The following is a 23,071-nucleotide window of genomic DNA, read 5'->3' on the forward strand; positions in this document are numbered from 1 at the left end:
TGTTAACCTTCTTTCTCTATTTTTAGGGAGCCATCATCGCGCTGATCTTTCCCTTGATACGTAAAATATTCAAAATCGGCATAGCTTCCGGCAAAGTGATCTAAATCATGCGCACTGATTCCTATGAAATTCCCCGTAAAACCACCAGACAAGAACTGAATGTTTTGCTTTTTAAAGGGATGCCACGTTTGTGATTGCCGATAGAACCATTGGGCTTCTAGATAAGAACCGACTACTTTCAATCTGATTGGCTCACTTGCAGCAGCGAGGGGCAATTTATCTGGGAACAAGTGAAATTCTCCTTCACAACAGCGCAGCAACCGAAGGACCTTGCCTGCTTCTTCATCATAGGTCACATAGAAAAACAAATAGTTTTCTTCGTTTAAGAAAAGCGACAATCCAGCCATCTGGTTAAACGATTGGGGTTGATATTCCATCACTGTTTCAGCTTCAAAACAAAAGTCTTGTTGGCGAATCGCTAATAAGTGCTTATGAAAGTTCGATTGCATCGATTCTCCACCGATCAATCGCAAATACCCTGGTCGCTCAGTCAGATTGCACCACTGTTCATTGGGCAGCAATCGTCTACCGTTCCATGCTTTTTGCAACGATCCTTGAAAATCATCAACAAAAACAGCAGGTGATGTCTCTTGCTTCTGAACCTCGCTAGCGAGCCTGATGGTTTGATCTGGGATCGTATCATCATTGCTAAGACGCAGCCATCCTTCGTGATCCCAATAGACGGTTTGGAGTGCCGTCTCTCGTCCAAGGATCGCTGCCCCTGCTACTGGCCGAGTCATCAAATAGCTCATGACCCATTCTCCTGATGGCGCAATCGTCAAACTGCCATGACCTGTACATTGAAAGGGGGAATTTTTTCGCTGATAGGCACGCATCATGGGAAAATGCGGGTCTACTTCATAAGGCCCAGTGATGGTCTTACTACGACAAACCGTTACCGCATGACCTGCACCCGTTCCTCCTTCTGCCGTCAGTAAGTAATAAAACTCGTTATGGTAATAAAGATGTGGTGCTTCAGTCTTCGCCAGCTGGGTTCCAGAAAAAATTGGCACTCTGTTACCGATCAAGCGGCCTTGTGCTTCAGAGTATTCCTGGAGCACGATCCCTACCGATTTATTTGGTGTATCCTTACGATAATCCCAAAGCGCATTCAATAACCAGATACGTCCCTCTTGATCATGAAACAAGGAAGGATCAAAGCCACTACCATTTAAGTAAATGGGTTCACTCCATGGCCCATGAATCGTAGGAGCCGTGATGAGATAGTTTCGACAGTCTTTGAAGGGACGTGTCGTGTTGCGAACATTTGTATAGACACAATAGTATTGTCCGTTTGCGTAACTGATTTGCGGTGCCCAAATGCTGCAATTTGCTGCGTTGCCTAATAAATCCACTTGATTGGTCAGAATATCTGTTTCATGGGACCAATTGACTAGATCTTGAGAACAGTAGACCCGGATTCCTGGTAACCACTCAAAAGAAGAAACCGCTAAATAATAAGTATCCTCGACTTTTAAAATACTCGGATCAGGATGAAACCCTCTTAAAATCGGATTATTGATCATTGCCTTCATGCAACCCCTCCTTGTTTGCTGACTGTGTCCGTTGTTTTTTTCTTGTGTCGGTCATCACGATGGAGAAAACAAAAACCCGCCGCTAAAAAGAAACAAAAGGCAATCGGAAAAGCGATCATTTGACTACCAATCAATGTCACGACACCAGTCAAAAAATAAAGAACACACGCTTGTTTTCGATAATTACGATAGCGAACAAGCATCGTCGCCACTGAAACCAATATCAGGAGTGCCAACAGCGTGAAGCCAAACCAAGCACCGAGTGTTTGAAATTGCGCCAATGCTGCTTCTGCCGTCATTTGCTTCAGTACAGTAGGAAACGCACGTTGAAAGATCTCTTCGAACTGCTGGACAGTCATTTGATTGATCACCAAGGAAAAGCCGCCCATAAACACCAGAGCGAGAACCATCCCGATCCAGCCAGACCATTTTGCCTTGCTCATTTTTCTATCACTCCTTCGATAGTCACCCATTCAGGACGTTGGAGACTTCTTTGGTAACAACACATTCGCTCCGTGAACGCGACCGTTTGGTGGCTTGCTGCTTTTCCCCAATCAGACCAGCCGCAAGGGACGAGCTGTTGATCAAAGCAGCAGGATAAAAAGGTGACTTTGGCGTCATTGCGCCAAGGACGGCCTAAATAATAGACTTTGTCCCCTGTCACCCGACACCGATCGAAGGTTAACCCGCTTGCTTGTTTGCTAGTTGAGGCAGCAGTAATGTAGTTCGTTTGTAGTGTATTTTTACAATGCAAGCGACACTCTTCAAAGATGGCGGAACCACCGCCAAAAATAAAATCGACTGTTCCACTGATCCTGCAATGCAAAAACAAACTCTGTTGTTGGTCAAAGATTGTTTTTCGCCAAGGACTGATCATTGGTTCGCCCTCTTTGGTATATTTTGGCAATGGTCCCAGGCACAAGGTATCTTGAAAAGCATCGAGATGACAGTGTTCGAAGCGTATGTCATCCCCTTCGATATAGGCGGCAACTGCTTGCCCGACTGCTTGCCCATACCCTGCGTCATTGATGATGGTCAGGTTCTTTACAAAGACTTCTCGGCTATTGATAAAGAGCGTCGCTGTTTGAAAGGTTCCTCTTTTTTGCCCATTCTCATCGGTTTGCTCGGCAGCCAAGTGGTAGCATAAGAACGTGTTGGGTTCCGCGATCAACGTAAGCTGGTTTTTATAGATTTTCACCTGTTCCTGGTACACGCCAGAGGCGATCGTGATCTCACAAGGTGCGTTTAAGGCTTCAGCAGCCAGCACAGCTGCTTGGATACTCGTAAAATCACCCTTTTGCGGGTCTTTACTAACCTTTAGCTTGATAGGAGGTGCTGTTTTAGAAATTCGATCCACTGCGCTCTCATCTCCTTGGTTTCTTCATGACCACCTGGCAAGCTGCGCGCCTGCCAATGCTCCTTGTAGCCCATTGCTTCATAATGCTGCCCGACCTGTTGATCCAAACGAGCGACGCCGCTTGAGGGGCATCCACGATCTTTTTTGCCAACCAAACTCAAACGCGGGCGTGGTGCAATCTGTTTTTGGATCGCCGCAGTCGTAAAGTCTTTCAACACATTAGGAACATAATAGTAAAACCCATGTTTGCTTAGACGGTCCTCTTCGATCAATGCTTGATAGTCCACTTGTGCTGCCATGTCCACCACCACTGATATCCGTTCATCAAGCGCTGCCAACCACCAACTCATCAAGCCGCCCATGGAAAGTCCCAATGTGGCGATAGCGGAATGTTTCACTTCTTTGCGGGAAGCAAGATACGTCAAAAACTGTTGATTGTCATAGATTCGCTGCCCCCATAACGTTTTGCCTTGCAAGAGAAATCGCTTGTAGCTATCATTTTCACCATTTTTTCGTTCGCCAAAGCCCCACATATCGATTACCCCAACGGCGACGCCCAACTTCATAAATGTAGCGAATAGGCTTTCTTTTTGCATATAACACGGACTTTGTCGCAGTTCTTCTTTCCCTAGCGTGAAGTCACCGCCATGAGAATGATTGAACAAAACGAGTGGAACAGGTTGCTGAGAGCTAGGATAAACAAAGTATGCAGGGACATCTTCTTCTTGATTTAATCGTAGAAGTAAATGTTCCAAGGTATAATTTTGCACCTGCTCTTTTGTTTGCTGAACCACTTGTGGTGCAACTTTCATATCAGGACCTAGCAGCTGAAGTAACTGAGGATCCCTCACAAAAAATCTCCTTGAAATGCCAGAGGCTGACGATTCTCAAATGACTGTGTGACGGTGATTTCCCGACTATTCTCGATATGGAACGCTTCAGTTACGCCTTCCAAATTGATACGATCAAACTGAATATTCCGTCCACAGCCAATATAAAAGCCTTGTTTTGTCATCTCTTCGATACCTGTCATCATTGCAGGCTTTCCTGGAATTGGGTGTTCAGCCATAGAGATGGCAATATCTTGGAAAGTGATATCTGAAATAAATTGTTCAGCCAAGCCATAAACAAATCCAGCAGCCGCATGGACATTCCGAGCCGAGATATTTGCAAAATGAATTCTCCGGAAATGAGGGGTTTCCTCGGTGATCGGGTACGGATTTTTATCCCAAACATACTTCTCTTTGCCTTTCGGTCCACAGAAATAGTAAAGATTTAAAGTGAATGGACAGATGACATTATCCATCACAATGTTATTCACTCGAATATCTTCGATCGTTCCGCCACGTCCACGACGGGATTTCAAACGAATCCCACGATCGGTATCTTGAAAAATACAATTACTGATGGTGACATTACGAATATCGCCGCTCATCTCACTACCTAGAACGACTGCCCCATGCCCATGAAGCATATGGCAATTTACGATCGTGATATTCTCACAGGCGACCCGTTCTTTAGTGTCCTCCGTTCCTGATTTGATTGCGATGCAATCATCGCCAACATCAATATGACAGTTACTGATGCGGACATTTTTACAAGATTCAGGATCGATCCCATCCGTATTTGGCGAATCCGCTGGATTTTTGATGCGAAGATTATCGATCGTTAGATCTTGGCAAAGAATCGGATTGACGGTCCAACTTGGTGAATCGACAAGACGGATATCTTTCAACGTAATTTGTTGGCAAGAGTCAAAACTGATTAATTTTGGTCGTGGATAAGCAAGCTCTTCACGGTTTTCTCGAAAGGTTTTCCACCATCTTTGCCCTTGTCCATCAAGCATTCCTAGTCCTGTGACAGCGATATTTTCCGCATTCTCGGCATATAAACAAGAGGCATAAACTTCCCGTTTGACCCCTTCCCAGCGAGACACGACAACGGGATAGTCTTTGGGATCATCAGAAAATACTAAGGTCGCCCCCAATAGTAGGTGCAGTTCAATGTTACTTTTTAAAAAGAGCGCACCTGTCGGATAGCGTCCTGCAGAAAAAGTGATTCTGCCTCCTCCTTGTTGATGCAATTCATCAATTTTTTCTTGAATCGCTTCTGTCAACAGACCTTCTTTTCCTTGTAAATCAGCTGTAGTTAATTGGATATTCATTTCTTGCTTCCTTCCTCCGTTAGTGGTTGCAGCAGTAAACTTGCTTGTAAAAAGGCACCGTATCCTTTGAAATCATTCGTGATAACGGGTTCACTGATATAGTAAACAAACGTACCATCCCGATTATCTGGTCCACCAAGACCAGCAACTTCACAGTTTCTGATCAAATTCAACCAGCCTTCTTTTGTTAAAAAGACAAACTCATCCAGCAATCCTTGATAGGTTTCTTGGGCAAACACTTGCCATTTTTGATCGATGATCCCTGCTTTGACTGCTTTCGCTGTTGCGTAACAAATCATTGAAGAAGCGGATGCTTCTAAATAATTCCCACGCTCACTGCCTTTATCTAAGACTTGATACCACACTTTTTTCTGGGGATCTCTTACTTTAGCAAGAGCTTCTAGACAGGAGACAAACATGTTTTCTAATGGATTCTTCTGCTCTGACTTCCCTAATAGCACCATCGTATCTGCGAGAGCCATCATGAACCATCCCATTGACCGTCCCCAGAAATTTTTTGAACAACCGGTCTCAGGATGTGCCCACGGCTGGACTTTTTGTTCATCCCACGCGTGATACAAAAGACCCGTTTTTGGATCTAGGGTATGCGTAAAGCATAAGGTGAATTGCTTGATGACATCTTCCAATGCTTCTTCTTTCTCAAATGTCCGTGCGTATTCTGTTAGAAATGGGGCCCCCATATATAAGCCATCTAACCACATTTGATATGGATAGATTTTTTTATGCCAGAACCCGCCTTCGCTTGTTCTTGGCATCTGCCGTAATTGTTGATACAGCGTGTCCAAGGCGATCTTGTATTTTGAAGCACCTGTTTCTTTGTATAGTAAGAATAAACATTTGCCATTATTGATGTAATCAATATTCATCGCATCCATCTGATAATTTTTGATACGACCGTCTTCGTCAATATAAAAATCCATCGTGTTTTGGATATAGTCGAAATAGCGTTTGTCACCAGTCTGTTCATAGGCTTCTTTCACGCCTTGTAAAACAACCCCGATGTCATAGGACCATTTTCCGTGATAAATTTTTTCTTTGCATAAGTAGTCATAGCGCTCAAATAACGTGTTCAAAGCAATTTCCGAATAGTTCTTCATGTACGATACTTCCTTTTATTGTAGTCTCCTCAATTCATAGAGCTGTTTTCAATGAATCTGTTTTACTGGCTGTATTTCATGAGGGTTCAGCTTGTTTTGCTATTTCCAGATGTTCTCTAGTGACTGTTTTGTTCACGAACCAGTAAAAGTCTTTGAGCCGTTTTCTTTAGATAATGACCTCATCTCCTTTACTGGCAACGGTTTGCTCCGTAGTCGATGCCGCTTTTGAAACCACCTGATCTGTTTCAATTGGGTGGATATCTTGAAGAATTTTTTTACCAGCAAGGGCAAAAACACCACCAACTAAGCTACTCCCCATCAAAAAGAGACCGATCAAGAAATAACTGCCAAGGACTAAATATCCAAGGATCAAAATCGTCCAACTAATGATCGAATAATGCAGATAGCCTAAACCTAACAAGGCACTCCCCCGCAGGATCTCAAGCACGGTCGCAAAGTTGGTAGCCGCCATGACGGTATACACGTGCATGAATAAAAAGAGGAACGCAATCAAAAAGAGGACATTCGCCACTTGGATAAACCATGGAAATGGCGCGAATATATTGGTGATCACGATTGCTGCGATAATCAAAAACAACCAACTGATCAGCACCGATTGCCGGAACCGTTCTTTACTATAGTAGAAAAAACTTTTGATCAAAGGCGGTCGTTCATGAAGACGAAGCCAGCGATCATAATATTTCATCATGGCATACGACGCAGGGCCAATGCCAAAGAGGATGCCTCCCAGGAGAGTCACACTTAGCCAAAGAAAGTGAAGGGCGATCAGCGTCAAAAATGCGAGTAATCCTTCGTTGATTTTCGTGATCTTTTCGATCGTCATGTGATCCCTTCTTTCTTAATAAATCCCGTCTTCGCCAATTTTTTTCGCCAAACGATTGGCAAAGATGACAAGAATCAAGCCAACAAGTCCTTTAAACAGCCCAACAGCTGTCGAGTAACTCAATTGACCATTTTGAATCCCGGCGGTATAGACAAAGGTATCAAAGATTTGGGCAACCTCACGGTTCATAGAGTTCATCAACAAGAACATATGCTCAAATCCCATATCTAAGATTGAACCGATCTTTAAAATCAATAAGGTTACGATCGTCGGACGAATACAAGGCAATGTGATATGCCACATTTTTCGTAGCTTGCCAGCCCCATCCATATCCGCCGCTTCATAAAGCTGTTCATCAACATTGGTAATAGCGGCTAGATAAACGATCGTCCCCCAACCGGCACCTTTCCAAAGGTCTTGGAAAATGTACATTGGACGCAACCACGTGCGACTTGTTAGAAACGGGATACGTTCGCCACCAAGACTTTCGATCATGTTATTGATCACACCACCTTCTGTCGTTAATAAAACATAGAAGATGGAAACAACGATGACCCACGACATAAAATGAGGCAAATAAATGATGGTTTGAATCCCTTTTTTCAAACGGCGATTGTTTACTTCATTTAGCATAAGTGCCAATACTATAGGAAAAGGGAAGGAAATCGTGATATTTAAGAAGAACATGATCAATGTATTGCGCATCAACATCACGAAGGTATCTTCAGTAAAGAGCCGAATAAAATGAGTGAATCCAACAAAGGGGCTTCCTAGAATCCCCAAGAATGGTTGGTAGTCTTGAAAAGCGATGACTAACCCGCCCATCGGTATGTAACGGAAAATAAGAAAATATAAAATCCCCGGCAATACCATAATATAGAGGGCACGATTTTTTCTGATTTGCGCCCATTTTTTCTTTTTCAGCCGCAGCCGCTGTTCTTCTTCATTTAGTGGTGAGAAGTAATTATCAACTTTTGTTTCCATATTGTTCCTCCGATTTTTTTTGATTTGATAGTCCCATGGTAGCGTGAAAAAAAGATAACGTATATAATCATTTTCTCAGCTTTGAAAAGGCATACATTTTTTAGGATTATCTCGCAGTCGAATTGGATAATCCTTTATTTATCAACGTTTGTCATTATTGTGATTTTTTTAACATGTAAAAGTGATTATATACGTTGTCCCCGCCTCATGATACGTTGGAAGTACCTATTTAAGTAAAAAAAGATGGAGGTTTTTTCTATGCAACAAACCCTGAAAAAAACGAACCGCCCGAAAAGTGAACGGGTCGTTCAAGGATTTATTATTGGCTTTCTACTACTCTTCACCTTAACGTGTCTCTTACCTTTTCTAAACATTCTCGGAAGCTCCTTTGCTTCTTCTTCTGAGATCGCGACACGAACATTTATCATTATCCCTCGTGAATTTAGCTTAAATGCTTACCGGTATATTCTCTCGACACCCACGATTTTTACCAGTATTGGTGTTTCCCTTTTTGTGACCATCGTCGGAACAGTTCTTTCAATGATCTTGACCTCTTTTATGGCCTATGCTCTTTCAAGAAAATATTTGCATGGACGCGGCATCTTCAACTTTATTGTCGTATTTACCATGTTGTTTAGCGGTGGGATGATCCCAAGTTTTATTTTGGTACAAAGCCTCGGCTTGATCGATTCTCTCTGGGCACTGATCTTACCGAGTGCGATCAGTGCATATAATATGATCATTATGAGAAACTTTTTCCAAGGAATTCCTGATAGTTTAGAAGAATCAGCAAAAATGGATGGTTGCTCTGATTGGGGCGTCTTTTTCCGTATCATCTTACCCCTTTCCTTACCATCGATTGCGACGATCTCTTTGTTCTACGCTGTTAGTTATTGGAATACTTATCAATCAGCGATTTTGTACATCAATGATTCAGCGAAATGGTCGATCCAAGTGCTCCTTCGACAAATCGTGATCGTCTCCAGCGGGATGAACGCCGATGCCGCGAGTGTCGATGTTGTCCCCCCAGCACAATCCGTAAAAATGGCCGTGATCGTCGTTGCGACGCTGCCAATGTTGATCGCCTATCCATTTGTTCAGAAGTATTTCGTGAAAGGGGCAATGGTTGGTTCCGTCAAAGGGTAACCAACAGGCAGCCAAGAAAAACGCGCTTTTTGATCGTTAATCAAAAAGCGCGTTTTTCTTTTATTCTTTGGAACGTTTGCGATACTCTCCGGGCGTCATCTGTTCTTTCTTTTTGAAAAAGCGGATGAAGTTTTGAGAGTTAGTATATTGAAGGTTGGCGGCGATTTCCTTGATCGTCATATCCGTTTCCCGCAACCATTTTTTGGCGATTTGCAACCGATAATTTTGTAAGTAATCGGCAAAATTGATGGATAATTCCTTTTTAAACACATTACTTAAGTAATTGGCATTATAATGCAGCTGTTCAGCAATGCTATCTAAGGAAAGATCCTGATCGTATTGTTGGTGTACGATCAAGACCATCTTTTCAGACAAGGAGCGAATTTCTCGATCTGTTTTGGCTTGTGTCGTTTCAACGATAGGTAAAACTAACTCTTGATAGATGCTTTGCTCAACTTTGACTAAGCTGGTTTGGTTGAGCACGGATTGATAAACTTTACGACTATTTTGCAAGCTGGTATGATCTGCTCCTAAAAGTTGCCCTAGCTGAACGATACTGTTGATCAACTTAAACAAGGCGCTTTCAATCGTCAACGGATTTTTATTTTCATGGATGATTTCCCGTACAACTTCCGTGTAACTCGCTTTGATGGTCGCTAGCTCCCCACTACGCATCGCATCCAAAAAGGTACTTTCTGCTTCTCTAGGGTATTGAACGATCGCGTTCTTGTCCAATTGTGCCGCAATGTCGTCAAAAAAGATAATGACTTCTTCCCCTAAATTCATTCGATAGTGCAAGGCTTCTTTGGCGTTATCAACCGCTAATTTGGTTTCTACGAGGCGGTCGTAGGATTGTGAGACCCCACAACTTATTTTAATTCTTAAATAGTCTTTTGCCGCTTGATGGATCTTTTGACAATAGGTCAATACTTGTTTTTGATCAATCGTTTTCGGAAGTTTTAAAATCGTTCCTTGGGTTTCTTGACTAGAGATGATTGGCTGAAAACGCAAATTCGCCGGAATGATCTCAGAAACGAGATTCTCAATGGCAAGCAAGAAAATATCACTGGTCGCTGTTTCTCGCCCACACAAATCATCGATTTGAATCAGTAATACGGCAAAGTGTTCCGTTTCGGATACTTCATACCCAAATTGTGACAGTTTTAAGTGAATATCTGCTTCTGAGATACAGCCGCGAAACAAGTTTAATAAAAACAAGGATTCTAACTCGGGCTTTTGATGTTCAACTTTAACAGCAAGATCATGGTTTTGATGCAAGACTTGGTCGATATCGGAAATCAATTGATTGACTTCTAATTTTTGACCTTGTTTTTTGGGCTTTAAAAGCTCTCCGATCCGATTGATGGGTGAAGTAGCCACGATCGCAATGCGATAAGATACTAATAAAAACAGGAAAATCAATAGACTACCAATCACGATCAAACCGCTTCTTAACTCACGAATTGCTTGCGAAACACTGGCTGGCGCCAGACGGATCACATGATACCACTGATTGTAATCCGATTGTGTGACCACATACTTGTTGTTTTCTTTGTCAGTGAAGATGCCATCGCCGTGGGCAGCTGTGACCATTGTTTCGTGTAAGTCAGGATCGATCACTTCACCATTATCGAAAAGCAGTTGTCCATCCGCATGAAAAATATTCAGAAAGGAATCATCATGATCTGCCACCAACTGCGCAATGGTATGGTCTTGGATTTCAGCGATCCCCAAAGCAGTGGTTTCCTGCCGAAACACAGGCAACGTCATTACCATTTTTAAATAACCGTCTTCTGGCAACCAATACAAGTAGCGTTGGTTGTCGATCAGCGCTTGAAAAGCAGCGAATTCTGTATCATCGATCTGTTTTAAGGAGCCTTCTTCGATTTTCCAATGCTGATTCAAATTCACCAATTGGTAGCTGGCGTTTTCGATCCCCATCACACCAATGTAAGCCAGTTGCGAATTGATCTCGCGCACTTGTCGATAATTCGTCACGGAAAACGGCTGTTCCATCGTATCGGAAAAACTTTGAGTACTGCTATATGTAGAAAAGGCATACTCCACCATCTGAATTTTTTGATCCAGATTTTGTTTGACTTGGTTGACCAAATTATGTTGACTTTGCAAAAAGGTTTCTTGAATGTTTTGATACGTTCGATGATAAATGACTCCACTAAAGCCGATAATTAAAGCGCTACCAATCAAAGAGACCCAAATGAAAATTTTATAGAACAAGTTGGACGTTTGATGATAGCTTAAAAAGAATTTCATAGACTCCCTCCCATTACCTAACTATCTTCTTTTATACTAGCACATCCCAGAAAAAGTTCCTATGTTATTTTGAAAAATGTTTCACGTGTGCATCCTTGGTGTATTGACATTCTCGTGGGAACAAGCTATGCTTGAATCAAGCAAAAAGGAAGAAGGTTTTCTATGGTCACGATCAAAGATATCGCCAAAGTCGCTGGTGTTTCACATACAACTGTTTCTCGTGCGTTAAACGATAGCCCATTAATTAAGCCAGAAACAAAAAAGAAGATCGCAGCCATCGCTGAATCTTTACACTATGTGCCCAATGTCAATGCCAAAAGTCTGGTGAATCAAAAATCCTATATCATTGGTCTTTATTTTTCCCATCTATCCATTGGTACTTCCGATAGCTTTTTAGTCGAAGTGATCAAAGGAATCAGTGATACCCTACCATCCGAATATACTTTAGCGGTTCATGAATTATTGCAATCCGATACATTTGATGAAGAGCCGAATCGTTTAGATGGAGCGATCGTGATGAGTCAAAGTGATCGGGATGACGGCTTTATTGCTGCTCTTTCAAAGAAAAACATTCCCATCGTCGTTTTGAATCGTCAATTGCAGGATGCAACCTTGATGAATGTCACTAGTAATGATGCCCAAGGGGTCTATCAAATGATCACCTATGTGCTTGAACAAGGCTTTCGAAAGATCGCCATGATTGAAGGGATCGCTTCCTTTGGTTCCGCTAGAGAGCGTCGTAAAGGATTTATGAAAGCGATTCAAGAAAAGCAGCTTGTCTGCCCGAAAGAATACTTCGTAGCTGGCGACTACTCTTTGGAAAGTGGTCAGCTGGGTGCCCAGCAACTACTCGCTTTACCTGAACCACCTGAAGTGATTTTTTGCGCCAATGATGATATGGCGATCGGTGCGATCAATGCCTGTCATCAAGCAGGACGAAAGATCCCAGAGGAGATCGGTATCATCGGTTTTGATGATAGTTCTTTTTCTCCCTATACGTATCCCCCATTAACAACGATCCGCAAACCAGTTTATGAAATGAGTCAATTGGCAGCAACTCTGCTGTTGCAAGCATTTGCCAATCAAGTAGTTGAGAAACAACATTTCTTTGATACCTCGTTAATCATTCGTCAATCGCTGTAAGCCTCTTGTTTTCAAGAGAGCTTACGCAAAAATGTTAACGTGTGCATAACTATTTTTTAAGGAGGATTCTATGAAAAAAATTACCGAACAAACCCATCAAACTTATCCAGCCCGAGTAATTCAATTCGGGGAAGGCAATTTTATGCGGGGCTTTTTTAACTGGCAGCTGCAGCAAATGAACAAGCAAGGTCTTTTTAACGGCAGTGCCGTTGTGGTACAGCCGATCGATCACGGCTTGAAAGAGCTGTTGGCACAACAAGAAAATCTCTACACCGTTATCTTAGAAGGACTTGTCGATGGCGCTTTATCTCAAACATTTGAAGTCGTCTCCACTATCGATCAAGTGCTGAATCCTTATCAGCAATGGGAAGACTATCTTGCTTTAGCCGAAGATGAGCAACTCGAGATCATCGTTTCTAATACGACGGAAGCAGGTATTGCGTTTCACCCAGAGGATACCTTGCACGATACCCCTCCCCACAGTTTCCCTGCAAAACTGACCGCTCTTTTGTATCGTCGTTTTCAACGACAAAAACCGGGATTTTTGATCATTCCTTGCGAATTGATCGATCGGAATGGGGAAAAATTAAAAGAGATCGTCTTACAATATGCCGCATTATGGTCTTTGGAGTCAGACTTCGTCAACTGGTTAGAAAAAGAAAACACCTTCTGCTGTAGCTTAGTCGATCGGATCGTTCCAGGATATCCTCGCGACAAAGTGGCACAATACCAAGAGATTCTTGGCTATGAGGATGCCGTAATGGTCACTGCAGAACCCTTTATGTTATGGGTGATCGAAGGAAGCGGCGTAGCTGAAAAGCTCCCCTTGCAAGAAGCTGGGTTGAATGTGATCGTGACAGAAGATATGACCCCTTACCGTGAACAAAAAGTACATTTATTAAATGGCCCTCATACGGCGATGGTTCCACTCGGTCTTTTAGCGGGTTTAGAAACCGTTGAAGAAGTAATGAACGACCGTGATTTTGCAGCCTTTTTGGATGGTCTTTTTCAGGAAGAGTTGATTCCAATGCTTGATTTGCCTAAAGCGCAGCTTACAGCTTATGCGGAACAAATCAAAGAGCGCTTCAGAAATCCTTATGTGAAGCATCAGCTGCAATCGATCGCTTTAAACAGTGTTTCAAAATTCCATGCGCGTCTTCAACCAGTCTTAAGTCGTTATGTCCAACAAAACCAGCAGGTACCAAAACGAATCACTGCCGCATTGGCAGGGTTGCTGACTTTCTATCTCACACGACCCTTTCAAGATGATGAACTAGTGACAACCATATTTCAGCAAGTGAAACAATTACCAGCAGAAGAACAGATCGCCGCTCTATTAAAAAATGAGCAACTTTGGCATGCAGACCTGAGCTTTATGACAGAGACGATCAATGAAATGTGCGCTTGTCTAAAACAAGACGGACCACGCCAGTTACTTGCGTCGATTGACAGCCCTGAGCCAAGTTTGAAATAAAGGAGAATCTTTATGTCCACCACATTAACAGAAACGCCCGCGCAACTATTGAAATTGCACCCTAAAGACAATGTCGCAGTCGCATTAAAACCACTAGCTGCTAATACGACCCTTGCATTTGAAGGCCAAACGATCACCCTTTTTGAGGATATTCCGCAAGGACACAAAATCGCCCTCAAAGATCTAGCACAATCACAAGACGTGATCAAATACGGCTATCCCATTGGACATCTCTTAGCTGACGTTAAAACCGGCCAATGGTTGCATACCCACAATGTCAAAACCAACCTTTCTGGTACCTTAGCATACACCTATGCCCCCGATTTGCATCCTGTCCGTTATCCAAAAAGGGCTGCGACGTTCCAAGGGTACCGTCGAGCAAACGGCAAAGTTGGAATTCGTAATGATTTACTGATCGTGCCAACAGTTGGTTGTATCAATGGCATCGCAGAGATCATTGTTGAAAACTTCAAGAAGAATCATCCAGATCTTGGCACGTTTGATCATATTACGATCCTTAAACATCCCTACGGCTGCTCTCAGTTAGGCCAAGATCATCAAAACACTCGTCAAATTTTAATTGATGCGGTGCATCATCCAAATGCCGGTGGCGTCTTGGTCTTTGGCTTAGGTTGTGAGAACAACACCGTTTCCGAGTTTAAGAAAAACCTGGGTGACTACGATCCAAAGCGCGTCAAATTTATGGTGGCACAGGAAAGCGACGATGAAATTGCGGTCGGCGAAAGCTTATTAGAAGAATTACTGGAAGCAGCAAAAGAAGATCAACGAGAAGCCGTTCCCTTGAGTGAGCTAAAGATCGGGTTGAAATGTGGGGGTTCCGACGGGTTTTCTGGGATCACCGCCAACCCTTTGTTGGGGGCATTTTCTGACTTTTTAGTTTCTCAAGGTGGCAGTACGGTCTTGACGGAAGTACCCGAAATGTTTGGCGCTGAACAAGTCTTGATGGCGCGTGCACAAGATGAAGCAACCTTTGAAAAAATCCTCCATCTAATCAACGACTTTAAAGATTATTTTCTTGCTTACGGTGAACCAGTCTATGAAAATCCTTCTCCTGGCAATAAGGCAGGCGGCATCACTACGCTAGAAGATAAGTCATTAGGCTGTACCCAAAAATCTGGGACTTCCGCTGTCGTCGATGTCTTAAAATATGGGGAAAAACTCCGTAAGCCAGGCTTGAGCCTGCTGGAAGGTCCAGGAAACGACCTTGTTGCCGCTTCTGCACTGGCTTCTGCCGATTGCCAACTCGTCTTATTTACCACGGGTCGCGGCACGCCATTTGGTGCCTATGTGCCGACCATGAAAGTTGCCACGAATCAAGAGATTTACCATAAGAAACCCCACTGGATGGATTTCAACGCCGGTCGCTTGTTGGAAGAGCCGATGGAGGTCGTGCTGGAAGATTTTATTCAAGCGATCATCGAAACTGCCAGTGGAAAACCGACGCGTAATGAAGCCAACAACGTTCGCGAGATCGCCATCTTTAAAAATGGCGTGACACTATAATCAAAGAAAAGAGGTTCGACATGTTTTTAAATGAAAACTACTTATTGCCAAATGAAATTGCTCAAACCCTTTACCATGAATATGCCAAAGAACTGCCGATCATTGATTACCACTGCCACCTAGACCCGAAAGAAATCTATGAGGATCGGCCCTTTAAAACTATCACCGAGGCATGGCTAAGTGGTGATCATTACAAATGGCGCTTGATGCGCGCTTGTGGCGTACCAGAAGAAGCGATCACCGGCAATGCCAGTGATTATGAAAAATTTTTGGCATGGTGTCAAACAGTGCCAAAATTGGTGGGAAATCCCCTTTACAGTTGGACCCATTTAGAATTAAAACGATTTTTTGCGATCGATCTTCCCGTTACTGAAGAAAATGCCGAAACCTTGTGGACGCTATGCAACGAAAAATTGCTGCAAAAAGACTTTACTCGAAGAGCTTTGATTGCTCGCAGTAAAGCCGAGATCGTTTGCACCACAGATGATCCAGTCGATGATCTTCACTATCATCACCAATTAAGCCAAACAGAACAACGTTTTCGGGTCTTGCCGACCTTTCGACCTGACAAAGCGTTACAAATCGACCATCCGAATTTTCTTGCCTATGTTACCAAACTCGAAAAGAGTGTCGAAAACGCGATCACTACCTATGATGCTTTCTTGAGAGCCTTGCGGGACCGTGTAACCTACTTTCACCAACATCACTGCCGCTTGTCTGACCATGCGCTGGATACTTTAGTGTATTTTACAGACGAACAGTTATCCCTTGAAGCAATATTTGCCAAAGCATTAGCTGGGGAATCTTTGGAGGAAAACGAAGTCTCGTTCTTCAAAACCAATGTTCTAGTTGAACTGATGAAGCTGTATCACGAACATGGTTGGACGATGCAACTGCATGTCCATGCGTACCGTAACTGCAATCAACGAATGTTTGAGCGCTTGGGACCAGATACGGGCTACGATGGCATCAATGATCAACCACTGACTCAAAGCTTGCAGAAATTATTGAACGCTGCTGATGCGCAGGACCATTTGCCTCAAACGATTCTCTACTCCTTAAATCCCAATGACTATGATGCACTCGTCGCTTTGATGGGGTGCTTCCAGCAAGAAGGCAATAATAAATTGCAGTTAGGATCTGGCTGGTGGTATAACGACACCCGCGCAGGCATGCGTCACCAATTGACGAAATTCGCAGACGGCAGTGTGATCTTTAACTTTGTCGGCATGCTGACGGATTCAAGAAGCTTTCTGTCTTACACCCGTCATGAATATTTCCGACGCGTCTTTTGTGAATGGCTTGCTGAGATCGTTGTACGTGGTGAAGCACCTGCTGATCTTCGTCAGCTAAAACCATTAGTAGAAAATGTTTGTTATCAAAATGCCAATAACTACTTCAAATTTTAGGAGAAAGACAATGGAAAAAATCGTCATCGTCGGTGATTCCACCGCATCGATCAAAGAGCCTAGCGCTCGTCCAGAAACGGGCTGGGGTGAAAAGATCTCACGCTATCTCCCCCAGCATCAAATCGTCAACTTGGCAAAAAATGGGCGTTCCTCCAAAAGCTTCATTGAAGAAGGACGCTTGTTGCAGGCAAAAAAAGAACTACATGCTGGTGATTATCTCTTGATTCAATTTGGACACAACGATCAAAAAACAGATAGTCGTGGTACGACACCTGTAGAATATCAGCATAATTTAGCAACCTTCGTGCAAACGGCACGCCAGCAGCAAGCGACACCGATCCTATTGACCTCGATCACTCGTTTGCATTACGTGGACCAACAACAACTTGATCCTTCGGCAGTCGGTCCTTACCCAGAAGCAATGCGTGCTTTGGCTACCTCCTTGGATGTGGTCTGTCTGGATCTTTTTGCCGCAACACAACGGTTCTTTTCAGCACTGGAACCACAACAGGCGAAAACCTATTTTCTTCATTTAGAAAAAAACCAGCACCCCAATTATCCAGCCGGCATTACGGATAACACGCATTTGAATGACCAAGGTGCTACAGCCGTCGCCAAATTAGTTGCCAAATGTTTGTCAAATGCTCCATTACCACTTGCACAACAAGTTCTTTTAGATTGAAACTCATTGCTCGTGTTGAATCTTCCCTTAACATAAATACGCTACCTGATTTTAAAAAGAGCAACTCAAGCAAAACGCTGCGAAGAGCATTTCCCTTCACAGCGTTTTGCTTTTCCTTCTTTTTAAAAGATTTGTTTGCAGTTCCTTTGCTTCAACCCATTAATCGCCAAGCTACCTTTTAAAGCCCTACATTTTTTGGGTGTTGTACCATAAAAATGGGAACGATTGCAATCGTCCCCATCCTTACTATTGATTGTTTTATTCAGGTTGTTTCCCGATATACGCCAAGATACCGCCGTCTACATATAAGACATGGCCATTGACAAAGTTGGATGCCTCAGAAGCTAAGAAAACCGTTGGTCCTGCTAAATCTTCTGGCTCACCCCAACGGGCAGCAGGTGTTTTCGCTACGATAAATTGATCAAATGGGTGACGAGAACCGTCTGGTTGGATCTCTCGTAATGGTGCGGTTTGCGGTGTTGCAATATAACCAGGTCCGATCCCATTACATTGAATGTTAGCTGAACCAAATTCAGCACAAATGTTTTTCGTCAACATTTTCAAGCCGCCTTTAGCCGCTGCATAACCAGCCACTGTTTCTCTTCCCAATTCACTCATCATTGAGCAAATGTTGATGATTTTTCCATGTCCTTTTTTGATCATTGACGGTAAGACTGCTTTTGAAACGATAAATGGAGCGTTCAAGTCCACGTCAACGACTTGACGGAAGTCTTCAGCAGACATCTCCAACATCGGGATTCGTTTGATGATCCCAGCATTATTGACTAAGATATCGATCACGCCAACTTCTTCTTCGATCTGCTTGACCATTTCGTTGACTGCTTTTTCATCCGTTACATCACAGACATAGCCGTGGGCTTCAATCCCTGCTTCACGATAGTTTGCTAATCCTTTATCCACTGATTCTTGATCCAAGTTGTTAAAAACGATCGTTGCTCCTGCTGCTGCTAGTGAACGAGCGATCGTAAAACCGATCCCATAGACAGCGCCTGTCACTAATGCGATCTTACCATCTAAACGAAATTGATCCATTGAAAAATCCATAATTGATAAACCCTCTTTCTTTTTATTTTAAGTCGTCCATTGCCACCATATCCATGTCGGTATAGGTGATATTTTCGCCACACATTGCCCAGATAAAGGAGTAGTTACTGGTTCCAACACCCGAATGGATCGACCAGCTTGGAGAAATAACGGCTTGTTCTTCACTAACGACTAAATGCTTCGTTTCATCTGGTTTACCCATCATATGGAACACTTTTGTGTCTTCATTAGCAAAATCAAAATACACATATGCTTCCATCCGACGTTCATGGGTATGACTTGGCATCGTATTCCAAGCGCTGCCTGGTTCTAAGATCGTGTACCCCATTTGTAATTGACAGCTTTCACAAACATTTGGGTGAATGTATTGATAAATTTTCCGTTCATTTAAGGTCAAGCCCTCGCCTGTCTCCATTGGTGTGACTTGATCGATACTGATTTTTACATTTGGGTATTTCTTATGTGCTGGCACGCAAGATAGATAGAATTTCGCTGGATTTGCTGGATCATCTGAGTGGAACAAGACTTGTTTGGTTTCCTTGCCGATATAGTAGCCGTCTTGTTTTTTCATTGGTTCTTTTTGGCCATCGATCGTGATCGCACCGGGTCCTCCAATATTGATGACGCCTAATTCACGGCGTTCTAAGAAGTACTCCACCCCTAGTTCACTGCTTAATTGCACTTCTAACGCTTTTTCTGTCGGTGTCACTCCGCCAAAGATCATCCGATCATTGTGGGTATAGGTCAGCATGATTTGTCCCGGTGTGAAAATTTTCTCTACCAAAAATTCTCTGCGTAATTCTTCGGTACTATAGTGACGAATATCAAGTGGACTATGGGTATAGCGTGTTTCCATGTGTTGCATGTTTAACTTCCTCCTATCGGATAATTTTTCCTGAACCTGTTGCAATAAATTCTTGTATCTCATTGGCGCTAAACTGATTACAGTCGCCATGGATCGTATGCTTCAAGGCAGATGCGGCAGTTGCAAAATCAATGATTTCTTGGTCTTGTTTCTTCGTGACAAGACCATGTAGGATACCAGCTGAAAAGGCATCGCCTCCTCCAACGCGATCAACGATTGGATTGATCTCATGGGTTGCAGAAACGACATAATTGCCGTTGTGCCATAGGCTTCCTGTCAATTGATTGTGACTTGCTGAGAGCACCTGACGACTAGTTGAATAAAAGAGCTGGATATTTGGGTATTTCCGATGCATTTCTTGATAATAGTAGTCATCTTCGACTTCTTCTGTTGCAGCAGGTACATCCATAAAGACTTGGGCATCTAACTGTCCTGCTGAGCAATAATCGACATAGGGGAGCACTTCTTGCAAAAAGACGCGCGCTTCAGCGGTCGTCCACAGCTTTCCACGATAATTGATATCGAAACTGATTTTACAACCAGCTGCTTTCGCTTCTTTGATCAACGTCAGTAAAAGCGTCTGCCAAGTCGTTGAAAGAGCGGGCGTGATCCCTGAAAGGTGAACAATGTCAACCCCATCAAAAAGGTCAGACTGCCACTCATTTTCCTTCATTTGAGCAAAGCTAGAGCCTGCGCGATCATAAACCACTCGCGCTGCTCGTTCCCCGATACCGGTTTCAATATAGTAAGTACCTAGTCGGGAACCGCCACGAAGCACGTGGCGACAATCGACGCCATAGCTTCGTAAATGCTGAAAAACGGCATCTCCTAAAGCATTTTCCGGCACTTTACTAGCAAAAGAAACGCGATGACCAAAATTCGCCAAGGAGATCGCAACATTGGCTTCCCCACCGCCATAATGGGCAGCAAACCTCGAACTATGGGCAATTCGGTCGCCTAACGTTGTCGATAGACGCAACATGATTTCTCCTAGTGTCAGAATGTTTGCCATCTTACTTTCCTCGAATCTCTTTTAATTTTGCCGCATATTGTTTCGCTACTTCTGTTACTTTGTCAAAATCCCCACTTGCTGCTGGTGCTAACAAATTCCCCCCTACACCAACGGCTACGACACCCGCTGCAAACCATTCTTGCATGTTGTCTAAGCTGACACCACCAGTCGGCATAATGTTTAATTGCGGCAATGGCGCTTTGAAGGCCGAGATGATACTTGGGCCATACGCACTACCCGGGAATAGTTTAATGATATCTGCGCCTGCTTTTAAGGCGTCCTTCATTTCTGAAATGGTCATGCAACCAGGCAGATAAGGAATTTGATATAAATTACATAATTCAGCCGTTTCTTGATCAAAAGTTGGGCTGACAACATATTCTGCTCCTGCCATAATCGCTAAGCGGGCGGTAACTGCATCAAGAACGGTCCCAGCACCAACGACTACCGCTGGATTCTCTTTGAAGGTTGCTACCAATTCAGCGATTACATCCGCCGCTTGAGGCACTGTAAAAGTCAACTCAATGCCGGTGATCCCCCCTGCAACGATCGCTTTACTTGCTTGTAGTGCTTCTTCTTTTGAAGCGCCACGCACAACAGCGATCACGCCGCTTTCTTTTAGTTTCATTAAATTCGCTACTTTTTTCATTGAGGCCCTCCATTTATTTCCTATTTGGAAAACGGTATTTATTATAAAGAAACTTACACGTTTATTATACCGTTCTCTTTTTTATTTGCAAGGGATTTCCATTAAAAAGTTTATAATGCTTGTTCAATTTGTTGTTTTGTCGCAATAATCGCATCGATCAATGTCATTTTGTATTCTGGGGTCAAGCGGTATTTCGGTAGGCTGATAGAAAACGCCCCAACGATCTCCTGATCTTTTATCAGTGAGGCGCCGATGCAATAGATTTCTTGTTCCATTTCTTCATCATCAAACGCTACTTGGTTTTCTTTTGCTTGCTCCAATTCTTTCTTCAACTTCAACTGGTTCGTAATGGTGTTTTCCGTATAAGCGGTTAAAGGCGTTGCTGCCAAGTACTCCTCTACTTGAGGGGCATCAAACTCCGCTAAAACGGCTTTCCCCATGGCAGAGCTATACAACGGTCTTGTGATCCCTACTTTTGAAGACATGCGGATCGTTTGATTCTGAGGCTCCAATTTATTGACATAAAGAATCTCATTGGCAGTCAAGACCCCTAAGTGGATCGTTTCATCCGCCGTTTTCTGCAATGCTTCCAAGTATGGCAAGCTGATTTCCACTAAATCAAGCTCTTGAATGTTTTGATTGGCATACTTGATCAGTTTAGACCCTAAGCGATAATTCTTCTCTTTGTCGCGTTTGACATAGCCGATCATTTGCAGCGTTTCCAATATTTTCAAAGCTGTGGATGGGGTCAGTTTCGTTGCTTCTGAAATTTCTTGCAATGGTTTACTGGGCGCTTCTGCGAGATAATCTAAAATGGTTGCTGCTTTTAGTAGTACGGTTCCATATGGTTTTTGTGTCATCATTTCTCCACCTTTATTTTCTATATAAGAAATTATAATATCTTTTTAGGAAATGCACAATCTTTTTTCCTATATATCAGCAAGACGCGATTCCTATTTTACTTTCTGTCGTTATTCATTGTATGATGAAGACAAGACAAAGGAGTGCCGAACAATGGACTTAAATGTATTGATCAAAGGAAAAAAATTGACTGACAATGAGCTGCAAATTCTTGATTATTTGCTTGCAAATACCGCTGCGATCGATGGACTGCCCTTAAGAGAAATCGCTAAAGCGATCTACACTTCCCCCGCAACCATCGTGCGGCTTGCGCAAAAATTAGGTTTTTCTGGCTATCTAGAGCTACTTTACTTCTTAAAGAATCGCTTGAAAAATCAGACGATCACTGAAGCCGCCATCGATTACCAAATTGACGCTGCCAGTATTGCAGATACGATCGATGCGATCAAAGAAATCTATGGACGAAACAAGGACAAGTTTATTACGATTTATGCAACAGGTTTTTCTGGGATCGTGGCAGAATACCTCCACAAAAAAATGCTGGTCAACGGCATCAAAACCTTATTAGTCAGTGCTTCTGACTCAGGTGGGATCATTAGTAACAACATCGAGAACATCAGTATGCTGATCACCATCTCTAAATCTGGCGAAACACAAAAAGTACTGGAGAAGATGGCATTAGCCAATGAACATCACATACCAACTGTTTTGTTTTGCGGGAACGGTGATCATCGCGCCAATCAACTAGCGACCTTTTCCTTTGAAGTGACCGATGAACGTCCCTACGACACCCAAAACATCCAGTACACTAGCTTCTTTGGTAAACTGCTCTTATTGATGGAATATATCGTCGACGCTTTTACCCATGTTGAAAAAGAAAACCAGCAACCTTAGTGGATTGCTGG

At 43.1% G+C, this 23,071-nt stretch carries 21 protein-coding genes; 7 read left to right on the top strand and 14 right to left on the bottom strand.

Translation table 11 applies throughout. The features are described 5' to 3' along the window. Positions 1-2: 2 nt before the first annotated feature. From IAE45_RS03650 to IAE45_RS03685, 8 genes are all read right to left on the bottom strand, one after another. Positions 3-1,595, bottom strand: a complete 1,593-nt coding sequence (locus IAE45_RS03650) for a glycoside hydrolase family 43 protein (RefSeq protein WP_200125021.1) — start codon at positions 1,593-1,595, stop codon at positions 3-5. Beyond that, positions 1,592-2,038 carry a DUF4064 domain-containing protein gene (locus IAE45_RS03655; protein ID WP_200125022.1) on the bottom strand — a complete coding sequence of 149 codons (447 nt, stop codon included), beginning with the start codon at positions 2,036-2,038 and terminating at the stop codon, positions 1,592-1,594. The genes IAE45_RS03650 and IAE45_RS03655 overlap by 4 nt, the downstream gene beginning before the upstream one ends. Next, on the bottom strand, positions 2,035-2,952 hold the full coding sequence (locus tag IAE45_RS03660) for a pectinesterase family protein (protein ID WP_200125024.1): 918 nt from the start codon (positions 2,950-2,952) through the stop codon (positions 2,035-2,037). Before IAE45_RS03660 ends, IAE45_RS03655 begins: the two co-directional genes overlap by 4 nt. Next, the gene (locus IAE45_RS03665) at positions 2,913-3,803 is read right to left on the bottom strand and encodes a dienelactone hydrolase family protein (RefSeq protein ID WP_077453824.1); all 891 of its coding nucleotides are present in this window, start codon (positions 3,801-3,803) and stop codon (positions 2,913-2,915) included. Before IAE45_RS03665 ends, IAE45_RS03660 begins: the two co-directional genes overlap by 40 nt. Then, a complete protein-coding gene (locus IAE45_RS03670) occupies positions 3,800-5,116 on the bottom strand; it encodes a glycoside hydrolase family 28 protein (RefSeq protein WP_200125026.1) in 1,317 nt (438 codons plus the stop codon). Before IAE45_RS03670 ends, IAE45_RS03665 begins: the two co-directional genes overlap by 4 nt. Beyond that, positions 5,113-6,234: a glycoside hydrolase family 88/105 protein gene (locus tag IAE45_RS03675; RefSeq protein ID WP_200125028.1), complete on the bottom strand. Its 1,122-nt coding sequence runs from the start codon at positions 6,232-6,234 to the stop codon at positions 5,113-5,115. Before IAE45_RS03675 ends, IAE45_RS03670 begins: the two co-directional genes overlap by 4 nt. A 166-nt stretch (positions 6,235-6,400) precedes the next feature. Next, positions 6,401-7,078 carry a YesL family protein gene (locus IAE45_RS03680; protein WP_077453827.1) on the bottom strand — a complete coding sequence of 226 codons (678 nt, stop codon included), beginning with the start codon at positions 7,076-7,078 and terminating at the stop codon, positions 6,401-6,403. A gap of 15 nt (positions 7,079-7,093) precedes the next feature. Further along, positions 7,094-8,062, bottom strand: coding sequence for an ABC transporter permease (locus IAE45_RS03685; protein ID WP_077453828.1), 969 nt, complete (start codon positions 8,060-8,062; stop codon positions 7,094-7,096). A gap of 258 nt (positions 8,063-8,320) precedes the next feature. Between IAE45_RS03685 and IAE45_RS03690 the strand changes: the two genes are divergently transcribed. Beyond that, positions 8,321-9,208, top strand: a complete 888-nt coding sequence (locus IAE45_RS03690; RefSeq protein ID WP_233618936.1) for a carbohydrate ABC transporter permease — start codon at positions 8,321-8,323, stop codon at positions 9,206-9,208. Positions 9,209-9,268: 60 nt separating this feature from the next. Here IAE45_RS03690 and IAE45_RS03695 read toward each other — a convergent pair whose 3' ends face one another. Then, positions 9,269-11,482 (bottom strand): AraC family transcriptional regulator, encoded by a 2,214-nt coding sequence (locus IAE45_RS03695; protein ID WP_200125030.1) that lies wholly within the window; start codon positions 11,480-11,482, stop codon positions 9,269-9,271. Positions 11,483-11,644: 162 nt separating this feature from the next. On the opposite strand from IAE45_RS03695, the gene IAE45_RS03700 reads away from it, so the two are divergent. The 5 genes from IAE45_RS03700 to IAE45_RS03720 all read left to right on the top strand — a co-directional run bounded on the left by IAE45_RS03700 (position 11,645) and on the right by IAE45_RS03720 (position 17,714). Next, positions 11,645-12,625, top strand: coding sequence for a LacI family DNA-binding transcriptional regulator (locus IAE45_RS03700; RefSeq protein WP_005229927.1), 981 nt, complete (start codon positions 11,645-11,647; stop codon positions 12,623-12,625). Positions 12,626-12,695: 70 nt separating this feature from the next. After that, positions 12,696-14,099, top strand: a complete 1,404-nt coding sequence (locus IAE45_RS03705; protein ID WP_081118509.1) for a tagaturonate reductase — start codon at positions 12,696-12,698, stop codon at positions 14,097-14,099. A gap of 12 nt (positions 14,100-14,111) precedes the next feature. Next, complete coding sequence (locus IAE45_RS03710) at positions 14,112-15,623, top strand: UxaA family hydrolase (protein WP_200125032.1); 1,512 nt, start codon at positions 14,112-14,114, stop codon at positions 15,621-15,623. A gap of 20 nt (positions 15,624-15,643) precedes the next feature. Further along, the gene (gene uxaC, locus IAE45_RS03715; RefSeq protein WP_200125034.1) at positions 15,644-17,032 is read left to right on the top strand and encodes a glucuronate isomerase; all 1,389 of its coding nucleotides are present in this window, start codon (positions 15,644-15,646) and stop codon (positions 17,030-17,032) included. A 10-nt stretch (positions 17,033-17,042) separates the two neighbouring features. Next, the gene (locus IAE45_RS03720; RefSeq protein WP_081118506.1) at positions 17,043-17,714 is read left to right on the top strand and encodes a rhamnogalacturonan acetylesterase; all 672 of its coding nucleotides are present in this window, start codon (positions 17,043-17,045) and stop codon (positions 17,712-17,714) included. Positions 17,715-17,972: 258 nt separating this feature from the next. On the opposite strand, the gene IAE45_RS03725 is transcribed toward IAE45_RS03720, so the two are convergent. The 5 genes from IAE45_RS03725 to IAE45_RS03745 all read right to left on the bottom strand — a co-directional run bounded on the left by IAE45_RS03725 (position 17,973) and on the right by IAE45_RS03745 (position 22,168). After that, positions 17,973-18,779 (bottom strand): gluconate 5-dehydrogenase, encoded by an 807-nt coding sequence (locus IAE45_RS03725; protein ID WP_005229917.1) that lies wholly within the window; start codon positions 18,777-18,779, stop codon positions 17,973-17,975. Between the two features lie 22 nt (positions 18,780-18,801). Further along, on the bottom strand, positions 18,802-19,644 hold the full coding sequence (gene kduI, locus IAE45_RS03730) for a 5-dehydro-4-deoxy-D-glucuronate isomerase (protein ID WP_081118504.1): 843 nt from the start codon (positions 19,642-19,644) through the stop codon (positions 18,802-18,804). A gap of 13 nt (positions 19,645-19,657) precedes the next feature. After that, the gene (locus tag IAE45_RS03735) at positions 19,658-20,656 is read right to left on the bottom strand and encodes a sugar kinase (RefSeq protein WP_081118503.1); all 999 of its coding nucleotides are present in this window, start codon (positions 20,654-20,656) and stop codon (positions 19,658-19,660) included. Between the two features lies 1 nt (position 20,657). Then, entirely contained in the window at positions 20,658-21,305 is a 648-nt protein-coding gene (locus IAE45_RS03740; protein WP_081118502.1) for a bifunctional 4-hydroxy-2-oxoglutarate aldolase/2-dehydro-3-deoxy-phosphogluconate aldolase, read from the bottom strand. A 110-nt stretch (positions 21,306-21,415) separates the two neighbouring features. After that, positions 21,416-22,168 carry an IclR family transcriptional regulator gene (locus IAE45_RS03745; RefSeq protein WP_081118501.1) on the bottom strand — a complete coding sequence of 251 codons (753 nt, stop codon included), beginning with the start codon at positions 22,166-22,168 and terminating at the stop codon, positions 21,416-21,418. A gap of 151 nt (positions 22,169-22,319) precedes the next feature. Between IAE45_RS03745 and IAE45_RS03750 the strand changes: the two genes are divergently transcribed. Next, a complete protein-coding gene (locus IAE45_RS03750) occupies positions 22,320-23,060 on the top strand; it encodes a MurR/RpiR family transcriptional regulator (protein ID WP_060792114.1) in 741 nt (246 codons plus the stop codon). Positions 23,061-23,071: the final 11 nt, after the last annotated feature.

Origin of the sequence: Enterococcus sp. S53, assembly GCF_016516865.1 — a bacterium.
Lineage (GTDB): Bacteria > Bacillota > Bacilli > Lactobacillales > Enterococcaceae > Enterococcus_D > Enterococcus_D innesii.